This is a genomic window from Rhizobium lusitanum (genome assembly GCF_014189535.1).
GTDB classification, from domain to species: domain Bacteria; phylum Pseudomonadota; class Alphaproteobacteria; order Rhizobiales; family Rhizobiaceae; genus Rhizobium; species Rhizobium lusitanum_C.
Genome location: NZ_CP050308.1, coordinates 3596967 through 3609045 on the forward strand (window position 1 = coordinate 3596967; position 12079 = coordinate 3609045).

The following is a 12079-nucleotide window of genomic DNA, read 5'->3' on the forward strand; positions in this document are numbered from 1 at the left end:
TTCAGCCCCGGTCGGGGATGCGGATGGCGATGACGGTGCCGAGGCCCTCGCGTGAGCGGATGCGCATGCGGCCGTGATGCAGCAAGGTCAGGGACCGCGAAATGGCGAGCCCGAGGCCCGAACCGCCCTTGCTCTTGGCATATTGGCTTTGCACCTGTTCGAAAGGTTGGCCGATCTTACTCAATGCTGATTTGGGAATGCCGATACCGGTATCGGCAATGGTCAGCACCACCGCGTTCTCAACCTTGCGAGTGCGTACCGCGATGCGGCCGCCGTTGTTGGTGAACTTCACGGAATTGGAGAGGAGATTGAGCAGGATCTGCTTCATGGCGCGGCGGTCGGCCGTCAGTTTGATGCCGGAGGAGATGCTTTGCTCGACGAGGATGTTCTTGCAGGCGGCCGGGATGGAGGTTAGGCGCAGGCATTCTTCGATTAGCGGCGCAAGATCGATCTTCTCGCAGGATAGCTTGATGTGGCCTGCCTCGATCTTCGACATGTCGAGAATATCGTTGATGACGTTCAGCAAATGCTTGCCGCTGTCGTGGATATCCTTGGCGTATTCATTGTATCTCGACGAACCGAGCGGACCGAACATCTGGTCCTGCAGGATTTCGGAGAAGCCGAGGATGGCGTTGAGCGGCGTGCGCAGCTCATGCGACATGTTGGCGAGGAATTCCGATTTGGCCTTGTTGGCGGCTTCGGCGCGTTCCTTTTCCGCGAGATAATTGGTGTTGGCGGTCGAAAGCTCCGCCTTCTGCCGCTCGAGAATCTGCCGGGAGGCCGAGAGATCGTTGATCGTCGCCATCAGTCGCCGCTCGGACTCGCGCAGGCGCTCCTGGTTGCGCTTGAGCTGGGTGATGTCGGTGCCAACGGAAACGAGGCCGCCGTCGCGGGTCCGGCGTTCGTTGATCTGCAGCCAGCGCTCGTCGGCAAGCTGCACTTCCGTCGTCTGCGAATGGTTGGAGCGGCCGGGATCGACAATGCGCCGCTCGATGATCGGACGTACCGCGGCGGCATTGACCACGGCGCGTTCCGTGCCCGGCACCAGCACGCCGTTCGGCAGGCCATAAGCCTGCTGGAAATGGTCGTTGCACATCACCAGCCGGTCGTTCTTGTCCCAGAGCACGAAAGCTTCCGAGGTGCATTCGATCGCATCCGCCAGACGCTGGTCGGCCTCGGCATAGCGCTGTGCCAACCGGTGTTGCTCGGTGACGTCCATGGCGATGCCGATCATATGGACGCGGCCGGAATTGGTGCGGATGACCTGGGCGCGGGCGCGCATCCAGACATAGTGCCCCTTGGCATGACGGATGCGCAGGATCTGGTCGACCTGACCGGCACTGCCGCGGGTGATTGCGCGCGCCAGCGTATGCAGGCTGTTGTCGTCGGGGTGCATCAACCGTTCCGCATCGGCAAACGACATGGGCCGGTCTGCCGCCGGCAGGCCGAGCATGTCGTACATCGACCGCGACCAGAAGAATTCGCGGGTGGTAAAATCGAAATCCCAGAGGCCGCAGCGGCCGCGCGACAGCGCGGTTTCAACGCGCAGATTGGATTCGAGGAAGATCTCGTCGGCGTCGCGCGTCCGTTTCACCTGGGTGTAATAGGCATAGAGGATGACGAGCAGGATGGAGGAAATACCGGCAAAGAGCGTGACATTGAGCGTCAGCTCATCGCGCCAGAGCTTGTCGATCTGCTCCATTGAGGTGGCGGAGAGAACAAAATCACCCTTGTCGCCGACCAACGAAATCGCCGCATAATAGGGCGCCCCGTCGATCATCGTCTCGATCACGCCGGCATGGTCGCCGAAACTGCGGATGGCCGAGACCTCGGGGAAGAAATCGGAGATCGTCAGGCCGATATAGTTGGAACCGGCAACCGATGAGCCGAAGACGCGACCGCTCGCCTGGACCAGGAGTATGAATGCTCCGGCGTCGAGCCGATCCTGCGGCAGGTAGGTCGCGAGCTTCTGTTCGGCACCGTTGCGATCACCGGCCCGAAACGGGCTGGCATCGTTCGAAAAGGCTGCCGCTGCGGCAGCAATGGAAAGCGACGTCGCCTGGCGGGCCGAGGCTGCCATGCGTCCGTGTTCGGTGACCATGCTGAAGAAATGCGAGGCGGCAACGACCATCAGGAAGGAGACGATGAGGACCGGAATAACCCGCTTCAGGATATGTTCTGTCTGCGGAAAGCGGCGCGAAATGGTCTCCGCGCGGACTCCCGCTCTATCGTTAACACCGCTATGCCAGGATTTCAGACCGTCGAAATTAACACGCAGCCGTCCTTCGGCCGCGGTTGCCCGCCGCACGTCCACCATCGCTCTAGCCTTGTCCCTCGTGTGATTCGCTGCGCCGCTCGCCCGAATCTACCCTAATGAATCACTCGTGATTCGCCTTGTCCAGAGGGTCTGGTAAAACTTTGTTAACCATAAGTGATTTCAGTGCTTTTTGTACCCGCAAGGGTAGGTAGCCCTCATCCGGGACTCGTCCTGGATGAAAAAGCGGGTGCAAATCACCCGCCTCGTTCACCGGATGGCAAGCGGAAAATCAGTCCTTAAGGATACGATCCACAATATCGCGAACGTCGGTCGAAAGGCCGCCGGCGCGTTCGATTTGCATCAAAGCGGAGCGAGCATGGTCGGCGCGCACGGGTTCCAGCGAGCGCCAGGAGCGCATCGAGGTCAGAATGCGCGCGGCAAGCTGCGGGTTACGCTGGTCGATATCGAGGATTTCCTGTGCGAGGAAGCGATAGCCGGCACCATCGGCGCGGCCAAAGCCAGTCGGATTGGAGAAGGCGAAGGTGCCGACGAGGGCGCGCATGCGGTTCGGATTGGCGCGCTTGAACAGCGGCGTCTCCATCAGGCCCTGAATGCGATCGAGCGTCGCAGCACCCGGAATGGCCGCCTGGATGGCGAGCCATTTGTCGATGACCAGCGCGTTTTCGGTGAAACGCTCGTGGAAGTCCTTAAGGGCAGCCTTGGCCTCCGCCGTGTCGGGGAAACGATGGGCAAGGATCGTCAGCGCGGCGCTGAGATCGGTCATGTTGTTGGCGGCGTCATAGGCTGCCTTGGCACGGGCGGGGCTATCGTCCGATTGCGAGAGATAGGTAAGGGCGGCATTACGCAATGCCCTCCGTCCAGCGCTGGCCGCATCCGGGCTGAAGGGGCCTGGTGTCTGCATGCTATCGTAGAGGGATGCGAAAATATCCTTCCCGGCCTCGGCGATCTGTTTGAGGATCGCCCGACGGCCGGTATGGATTGCGTCGGGGTCGTTGTCGCCGCCGAGCTCGCGGCCAATGTCGGCCTCGCTCGGTAGAGCGAGTGCCAGCGCACGGAAGGCGGGCTCCAGGCTCTCGTCGCTGGCTGCTGCCAGAAGCGCGTCGATGAAGACGGCGTCGCAGGTAACTGGAGCCCCCTCACGAGCGTCGCGGGCGGCCTGCAGCAGGTTGGGCAGGCCAAGGTCGATCAGCGCCTGCCAGCGGGCAAAATGATCGGTCTCGTAACGGGCAATCAGCGCCAGATCCTTGGCGCTCTGGCTGAATTGCAGATTGATCGGTGTCGAGAAACTGCGGTTGAGCGATAGCACCGGCCGCGAGGGGATGCCGTGGAAGACCACCGTTTGTGTCCGTGCCGTCAGATGCAGAACGTCGTCGGTCAACTCGGCGCCGGTCACCGATGTCGGTGTCAGCAAGGTGCCGTCCTCGGCGATCAGCGCTATGCGCAGCGGAATGTGCAATGGCTCCTTGCTTGTCTGGCCCGGAGTGGCCGGCTGCATCTGTTCGAGCGTCAGCGTGAAACTCTTCGCGGCGGCGTCATAGGCGCCGGAAGCGGTCACCAGCGGTGTGCCGGCCTGGTGGTACCAGAGCGAGAACTGCGTGAGGTCGCGGCCACTGACATCCTCGAAGCACTTGACGAAATCCTCGATCGTCACAGCCTGGCCGTCGTGCCGGTCGAAATAGAGGTCCATGCCCGTCCTGAACAGATCGCGGCCGAGCAGGGTGGCGATCATGCTGGTGACTTCGCTGCCCTTCTCGTAGACCGTCGTCGTGTAGAAATTGTTGATCTCGCGATAGGTGGTCGGGCGCACCGGATGGGCGAGCGGGCCACCGTCTTCCGGAAACTGCTCCGACTTCAGATTACGAACTTCGGCGATGCGCGTGACCGGACGCGAGCGCTGGTCGGCGGAAAATTCGTGGTCGCGATAGACCGTCAGGCCTTCCTTGAGGCAGAGCTGGAACCAGTCGCGGCAGGTGATGCGGTTGCCGGTCCAGTTGTGGAAATATTCATGCGCGATGATCCGCTCGATACTGGCATAGTCGGCATCGGTGGCGATATCAGGATCGGCGAGGACGTACTTGTCATTGAAGACGTTGAGGCCCTTGTTCTCCATGGCGCCCATGTTGAAATCGGAGACGGCGACGATCATAAAGATGTCGAGATCATATTCGCGGCCGAACCGCTCCTCGTCCCATGTCATCGAGCGCTTCAGCGCGTCCATCGCATAGGTAGCACGCGGCTCCTTGCCGTGTTCGACATAGATCTTCAGCGCGATTTCGCGGCCCGATGCGGTGACGAACGTATCCTCGACCACGCCGAGATCGCCGGCAACGAGCGCAAAGAGATAGCTCGGCTTCGGATGTGGATCGAACCAAGCGGCGAAATGCTTGCCTTCGCCATAGCCAGCACCACCGAGGAAATTACCGTTCGACAGCAGCAGCGGATTGGCGGCCTTGTCGGCGATGATGTTGACCGTATAGGGCGCAAGCACATCCGGGCGATCGGGGAAATAGGTGATGCGGCGGAAGCCTTCGGCCTCGCATTGGGTGCAGTAGACGCCGCTGGTGCGGTATAGCCCCATGAGCTGCGTATTGGCTTCGGGATTGATGACCGTCGTGATCGTCAGCTCGAAGGGCGCGCTTTCCGGCAGGTCCTTGACCGTCAGGCTGTCGGGCGTTGCCGTATAGTGTTCGGCTGGAAGTTCGGTCTGGTCGAGCAGCAGCCCCGAAAGAACCAGCTCGTCGCCATCGAGTACCAGCGGTGCCTTGGGATCAATGCCTTCGCTACGGTGAAAGATCAGCCGGGCTTCGACCTTGGTCTCCGTCGGATGCAGATCGAAGGTAAGGTCCACGCGTTCCAGAACGAAGTCGGTGGGACGATAGTCTGCCAGATGAACGATCTGGCCGGTGTCTGTTCGCATGGTCTATCCTGATCGGGCTGATACTGCGGCGGGCATTGATCCGGAGCAATGCTCTGGAGCGAAATTTGCCGCATCATTACATCGAAATCTGAACCAAAGTTAAAGTCATGTCATTGCGCCACTGCAATTTGTGTCGACGGCGAAAGTATTTGATCGAGAAGGTTGTGCTTCATTTCAGGTTGAAAGCCGCCTTGATCGTATCGTCGGCTTCAGTCTGTTGCACGACGACGCCATACCATCCGAGACCATCGTAGTCCTCATAGCCGAGCGTCTTGGCGTAGGCGACGATGGCGCCATTATTGTCGTAATAGCTTCCCCGCGTCGTGCCTTCGGGATTGGCAAGCGCGAAATGCGAGAACATGAGTTTCGGATCGCTGCAGGCGATCACGCGCTTCTTGCCGTCAAGCAGCATCACCACCGTCTTTTCGGCGACCTGTGGCGGCAGGTTGGCTTCCTTGTCGACAATCGCCTGTCCTTGATTCTGCCAGTCGAAGTAGACACCCAGCGCGCCGATCTGTCTGCCGTCCGACCGTCCGCCTTCGCGAATGCCGGTGGCATAGATGAGAGCATTCCGCCGCTCGTGAAACTCGCTCGGCCGGACGTCGTCGACGATATAGTCGTCGCCCGACCGGCAATTGGCTGCCGCCGTGAACCAGGGATCCGAGGCAAGATTGGCGCCGGCGAGCTTGCGCTGATAAGCGGGATTGGCCGAGGCGATGACCTGCCCCTTCATGTCGGTCACGACCAGATCGAGGTAGACCGTATAGAAGCGGTTGATGACGCCGAGCCGTTCGGCGGCAAAGGCGATGCGTTGCGGCTGAGGGTCCTGAAGCGCTTCCCACAGTGCCGTATCGGTCGCCCACCAGCGGACGTCGGCGGTGCGCTCGAAGAGATTGCGGACAATGAGCTGTACCAGCGTCTGGGCGAGATCGGTCAGGCGAACGCCCTCCATCTCGTCTACCAGCGCTTCAGCCATGCTGCGGCTGACACCGATGCGGCTGAGCACGTTATCCTGAAATTTGCTTGCGATATCGGTGGCGATCTGCGCCAGGCGTTGCACTTCGTTGGCGACCACGGCGAAGCCCTTGCCGGTTTCGCCGGCACGGGCAGCTTCGATCAGCGCATTGATCGCCAGAAGCTTGATCTGCTTGACGACGTGGGTGTTATCGGTGCTGAAGCGCTCGAGGTCCTTGCCGATGCCATCGGTCACGACGCGCATCGAGCGCGGTGTTACCGCATGCTGTTGAGAGCTCCGTTTCATCGATGGGGCTGCTGTCATCGGACTTAGACCTCGTAAACAGTAAAAGCTGAAGTAGTTGTTAGAAATACATGCTGCGCCGCAGAAACTATTGAGTTTCGGTGAAATGAAGTTGAAATATTATGGTTCTTAAAAGGTTAATATGACCTGTTATGAAGTAGCTATATCGTTTTGACCCAAAAAAGTCTTGGCCAAGGGGGCTGGCCGGTCAATCGACTGTTGACGGCACCGGGGGAGCGGGTGGCTCGCCACCGCGCACGGGGAGCGGAATGGACTGGAAATCGGTCTTGTCGATACGCCCTTCATTCGGCTTGCGCTTGGCGATGCGCCAGCCGGCGTAGCCTGCGTAGAGCGCGAAGGCCAGCGCCAGAAACCAGAGAAGGCCGGACGGGCCGGCGAATTCCATCAATGCGCCGCCGACCAGCGGGCCGGAGACGGTGCCGAGCCCGTAGAGCAGCATGATGCCGCTGGAGATGGTGACATATTCGTCGGGTGCTGCGCGATCGTTGGCATGGGCGACATTGAGCGCATAAATCGGGTAGAGTACGGTGCCGATGAAGAAGCCGGCAATATAGAGCGTCATCCGTGTATGCGCGTCGAACAGGGTCATGATGATGCAGGCAAGAACGCCGATGCCGCCGCAGACGATCATGACGTAGCGCCGGTCCACCAGATCGGAAATGCGGCCGATCGGCATTTGCGACACCGCGCCACCGGCGAGCACGCAGGCAAGCAGCGTCGCGCCTTCGGCGGTATTCATGCCGACATTCTGGGTATAGACGCCGCCAAGGCTGCTCCAGGTGCCGGAAAGGGCGCCCGATAGCAGCGAGCCGATGAAGGCGATGGGCGAGAGCCGGTAAAGTTTCGGCAGGTCGAACTTGGCCTCATGGATCGGCGTCGGCGACTTGGCGGTCGAGAGCGCTGTCGGCAGCATGGCGAGTGCGAAGATGATGCCGCAGAGGATGAAGAGCGAGGTATTGCTGGGATCGCCGAGCGGCACCAGATATTGCCCGCCGATCGAGCCGACCAGGCAGGTGATCATATAGACCGAGAAGATGGTTGCGCGGTTCTCGTTGTTGACCCGCTCGTTCAGCCAGCTCTCGATGATGAGATAGGCGCCGGCGATCCCGAAGCCGCTGATGCAGCGGAAGACGAGCCAGGCACGCCAATCGACCATCAGGGCGCAAAGCAGGATGCCGATGCTGAGCAGCGAGATCAGCGCACCGAACACGCGCACATGCCCCACCCGCCGTACGAAGCGCGGCGTGATGATGCAGGATATGGTGAAGCCGAAGGTATAGCCGGTGGCAATCACCGAGATGGTGAAGGTCGACCAGCCTTCCGCAACCGATCGGATCGGAACAACGAAATTCATCAGGCCATAGCCGATCATCATCAACAGCGTTGACAACATCAGACTGGCGATCGAGACGAGGCTGGCCAGCATTGGAACAGGATTCCGGACGAGTGGGTTGGAGCGCGCGCCGATTGCCGCCGTGCATCTTGCTCTAACCTGGCAATGAAGCGCGATCAATCGCGACGCTGTGTGACGCGGATGGTTGTTCCCGTCTTGGTCGGTGCGCCGACATGGAAAGGATGGTCGAAGGAAATGTCAGGAAAGTGATCTTTTGGTCAATTTCTTACGCCAATAACGTTTATAGCATGCTATGTTGTGCCATTGGCATACACAATGACGGCAGAGTTATGTAAGAATTAGAAAAAATCTTTTTCTATTGATATTTAAGAAGGGCGCCATAAGGAGGCCCGTTTGAGTTTTTCCGCGGAGCAGCTTGCTCGCCATCCCGAATTCATATCCTCCTTGCGCTTTCTGGCGGAGGCGCTGCGGAACCGTTATGACAGCGGACCGCGGATTGCACGCCTGCTGGCTTCGCAACAGCGCTGGCTTTTGACCCAGACGGCCTATGCGCTTCATCTGGAATACGACCCCACCGTGCCCGGTTCCGGCCTGACCGCTGTAGAGCTTCGCAATCTCATTACCCATTACCGCGTAGCAAGCCGCAATACCGTGCTGACCTATATTGAGGAACTACTGACCTATCGCTTCCTCTTTCCCGCTGCCGGCCTGGTCCTGCGCCCGCGGCGTTACGAGCCGGCGGAGATCAGCCACACAGCGATGTTCAGTTGGTTTCTCGCCAATCTTGCCGCCCTCGACCTGCTCGATAATGGCAGTCGTGCCGTAGCGCTTGCTGCCCATCCGGGGTTGTTCGATCTGGCGCAGCCGCGCATGGCACGCCGCTGCCTGGAGGAGGCGGCCTGGCGCGAGCCGCCGGAGCGTGTCGGCATGTTTCTCTGGACAGAGGCAGGCGGTCTCGTGGTCGACAATCTCATGTCCCGGCTGGACCCGGGCGCGGAGGCCGACGGTCGCATTGATCTTGGCCGTATCGACACGCGTGCGATGGCGGCGCAGTTCATGATGTCGCGCACCCATTTGCAGCGCCTTCTGCGCAAGGCCGCTGACCATGGCTGCATCGGCTGGTATGACGAGCCGAAGAAGACGCGGCTCTGGATGTCGCGTGACTTTCTCGATGAATATTGCAGCTGGCAAGCCGTGAAATTCGCTGCGGTGGACGAGGGGTTCGAATGGGCGCAAGCCGTTGTGGCGGGCGCCCTAACGAAGGAATGATCCGAAGAAAAAAAACGCCGGGCTAGGCCCGGCGCGCGCTTCATGAAAATTGATTATGAAAATTCGAAACGAAAAAGGGCGAGATCATTGATCCCGCCCTTTTTAAACTTACAGGGGAATGCCGGCCGCCGCTGCATATGCGGGGTTCATTTCGCGCTTCCCGACCTTATGCAGGCCACGGGAGCGCTCGAATTCTTCCGCCGCGCGCACGGCCGAGCCGATATGCCCAACGGTATCGAGGAGGGTAAAGAGGGAGCGAAATCCTACAGACATGATATGATCCTTCCTCAGCACTGACGAAAATCGGCAAATATGGCGGTCGGGCGGGCAACGCGCGCGGAAATCCCGGTGCCGCGAGCAATCATCTGCTCATTAGCGGCAATGCCGACGCTGCGATGGCCGTTGGTGGCGCGCGCAGGCTGGATAGCGCGGCGCAGGGTATCAAACCCGCAATGGATAGGTCGAAAACGTGCTGTCACGGCCTTGGTTCCTTTCAAAAGTCCTCCCAAGACACGCCTTGTATATTGCAGTGCAGCATTGATTTCGCAATACACGCAATTGGAGTGCTGCTATGCGGTATGCGCATGGCAGCTTTCATATTCCGTTAATACTGCAAAAAAATTAGCCTCTGGCTTCAGCATCGATGCGAGTTTTAAAGGCTAACAGGTCGTTCCAGGCCAATCGCTTGTTGATTGGGGCGGTGAGCAATTCCTGGGGGTGGAGGCTGGCGATCGCCGGTATCGCCCGGCCGGATATCGTCACCTCCCGCCATTGTCCGCGCAGGCCGTGGATCGTTTCATTGCTTCCAAAGAAGTGGCGGGCCGTGAAATTGCCGAGCAGCAGCAGGGCTTTCGGTTCGGCGAGCACGATCTGCCGCTCGATAAAGGGACGGCAGATCTCGATTTCCGGCGCCGACGGCGCGCGATTGCCCGGCGGTCGCCAGGGAATGACATTGGTGAGCAGGATATCGTCGCGCTTAAGACCGATGGCGACCAGCATCTTGTCGAGCAACTGTCCTGTTCGCCCGGCAAAGGGCGTACCCTCGCGGTCGTCATCGGCGCTGGGCATCGGGCCGATCACCATGACCCGGCCTTCGGGGGTGCCACTGGCGAAGATGGTCGAGCGGGCGCTGTTCTTCAGATTGCAGCTGTTGAAGGCTTCCAGCGCCGTCTTGAGTTCACTGAGCGACCGCGCGCTTTCGGCCGCGAAGCGAGCCTGCTCGACTGCCTGTTCGTCAGGAATGGCAGGTGCGTTGCGGGGCGCCGCTGCAGGAGCTGCAGCCTGCGGCGCTGCCTGACGACGCTCCGGTTGCTGTGTCGGCCGTGCTGCGGGTTGCTGCACCTCGACACGCGGCTGGGCCGCCCGCGTGCCCTGACGCGCGGCTTTCATCGCCTCGAACTCGGCGAAGCGATCGACGGCCTCCTCTTCGAGCAGCCACTCCACGCCCGCATCCGCATGAAAATGCAGAAGGGCGGCGAGTTCGGCTGGCGAAAGGTCGTTGGCGGAGATCATGGGTGAACTGTAACCAACCCGGCAAGGCAGGGGAAGTGCTGAGTTCCCTTCCTTCTCACGCCGTCCACTGACTGATGTCGTCGCGCTCGCCGATCAGGGCGAGACCATGGGCGATCGAGAGCAATTCGCCGCCGGTCTCGATCCGCTCCTGACCGAAGCGCTCGGTGAAGATGCGGCGCACGGCCGGCACGAAGGAGGTGCCGCCGGTGAGGAACACCTTGTCGATCGTGTCGGGCGAAGTGTTGCTCCTGGTCAGTACGTCATCCAGCGCGCCCTCGATGCGGGCGAGGTCGTCGGAGATCCAGCGCTCGAAATCGGTGCGGCGCACGGTCTTGCGGCCGGCCTTGCCAAGCGGCGGGAAATTGAATTCGGCTTCTTCTTCGGCCGACAGCGCCATCTTCGTCGCCGACACCGCCTGATAGAGCGGATAGCCCTCGTCATGCTCGACGAGATCGATAAAGGTCTCCAGCTTTTCCGGCTCGATGCTGCTGCGCACCAGCTTCTTCAGGTCGGCATATTCGCGCGAGGTCTTGAAGATCGAAAGCTGGTTCCAGCGGCCGAAATTGGCATAGTAGGAGGTGGGCACTTCCAAAAGCTTGTCGAAGCTCTTGAAGTAGCTGCCCTTGCCGATCTCGGGCGAGACGATGTTGTCGATCATCCGGAAGTCGAAATGGTCGCCGGCGATGCCGACGCCCGAATGGCCGATCGGTGTCGCCGTCAGCCGGCCGGCATGGCTCTCGAAGCGGATCAGCGAATAGTCCGTCGTACCGCCGCCGAAGTCGGCGACCAGCACGGTCGCATCCGCCTTCAGATGCTGGGCGAAATAGAAGGCGGCCGCCACTGGCTCGTAGACGTAATGGATTTCCGGAAAGCCGAACCGAGACAGCGCCTCATTGTAGCGTGCGGTGGCAAGCGAGGGATCAGGATTGGCGCCGGCAAAATGGACTGGCCGGCCAGCGACGATGCGGCCGACATCCGCCGGCCAGCCCTCGCCGGCATAGGCGCGCAGGCGGCGCACGAAGATCTCCATCAAATCCTCGAACGTATGGCGCTTGGCATAGATCAGCGTGCCCTGGAAGAGTGCGCTCGCCGCAAAGGTCTTGATCGACTGCAGAAAGCGACAGTCGCCCGGATTGTCGATGAACTGCCGGATGGCGGCATGCCCCGCTTCGACCTTCAGGGCCGCAGCCCCAAGCCCAGGATCCTTCATGAAGGATAGTGCCGTGCGCATGCTGTCCGCCGTGCCGGCCGCACTGGTGAAGGCGACCGATTGCGTTGCCGGGCCGTCGGCCAGAGCCAGAACCGTATTCGTTGTGCCGAAGTCAAGACCAAGCGCCCGAGCCATGCCCGCACTCCCTTCTGTCGAATTTTTGGAATGGGGCGAGGCCCCTCATCGAACGCGAGACGCGCCCTTGTCGTAAAGAGGGCGCGTCATGGCATGACTGGATTACGAGTGCAAGACTTGCCGAA

General features: G+C 60.5%; 9 protein-coding genes. 1 reads left to right on the forward strand and 8 read right to left on the reverse strand.

From position 1 onward, the window contains the following. Position 1 precedes the first annotated feature (1 nt). The 4 genes from HB780_RS31160 to HB780_RS31175 all read right to left on the reverse strand — a co-directional run bounded on the left by HB780_RS31160 (position 2) and on the right by HB780_RS31175 (position 7900). Complete coding sequence (locus HB780_RS31160; RefSeq protein WP_183692113.1) at positions 2-2317, reverse strand: PAS domain-containing sensor histidine kinase; 2316 nt, start codon at positions 2315-2317, stop codon at positions 2-4. A gap of 229 nt (positions 2318-2546) precedes the next feature. Beyond that, positions 2547-5195, reverse strand: a complete 2649-nt coding sequence (gene pepN / locus HB780_RS31165) for an aminopeptidase N (RefSeq protein ID WP_183692114.1) — start codon at positions 5193-5195, stop codon at positions 2547-2549. Between the two features lie 169 nt (positions 5196-5364). Next, complete coding sequence (locus tag HB780_RS31170; RefSeq protein ID WP_183692115.1) at positions 5365-6474, reverse strand: methyl-accepting chemotaxis protein; 1110 nt, start codon at positions 6472-6474, stop codon at positions 5365-5367. Positions 6475-6661: 187 nt separating this feature from the next. Then, the gene (locus HB780_RS31175) at positions 6662-7900 is read right to left on the reverse strand and encodes an MFS transporter (protein ID WP_183692116.1); all 1239 of its coding nucleotides are present in this window, start codon (positions 7898-7900) and stop codon (positions 6662-6664) included. Between the two features lie 321 nt (positions 7901-8221). Here HB780_RS31175 and HB780_RS31180 point away from each other — a divergent pair, with 321 nt between their 5' ends. After that, entirely contained in the window at positions 8222-9097 is an 876-nt protein-coding gene (locus tag HB780_RS31180) for a hypothetical protein (RefSeq protein WP_183692117.1), read from the forward strand. 108 nt (positions 9098-9205) lie between these two features. Here the strand turns inward: HB780_RS31180 and HB780_RS31185 are convergent, their stop codons facing one another. The 4 genes from HB780_RS31185 to HB780_RS31200 form a co-directional block, all read right to left on the reverse strand. Further along, entirely contained in the window at positions 9206-9370 is a 165-nt protein-coding gene (locus HB780_RS31185) for a hypothetical protein (protein WP_183692119.1), read from the reverse strand. A gap of 14 nt (positions 9371-9384) precedes the next feature. After that, entirely contained in the window at positions 9385-9576 is a 192-nt protein-coding gene (locus HB780_RS31190; protein WP_183692121.1) for a hypothetical protein, read from the reverse strand. A gap of 142 nt (positions 9577-9718) precedes the next feature. Continuing rightward, entirely contained in the window at positions 9719-10609 is an 891-nt protein-coding gene (locus HB780_RS31195; RefSeq protein WP_183692122.1) for a uracil-DNA glycosylase, read from the reverse strand. 55 nt (positions 10610-10664) lie between these two features. Continuing rightward, on the reverse strand, positions 10665-11954 hold the full coding sequence (locus HB780_RS31200) for an Hsp70 family protein (RefSeq protein WP_183692124.1): 1290 nt from the start codon (positions 11952-11954) through the stop codon (positions 10665-10667). Positions 11955-12079: the final 125 nt, after the last annotated feature.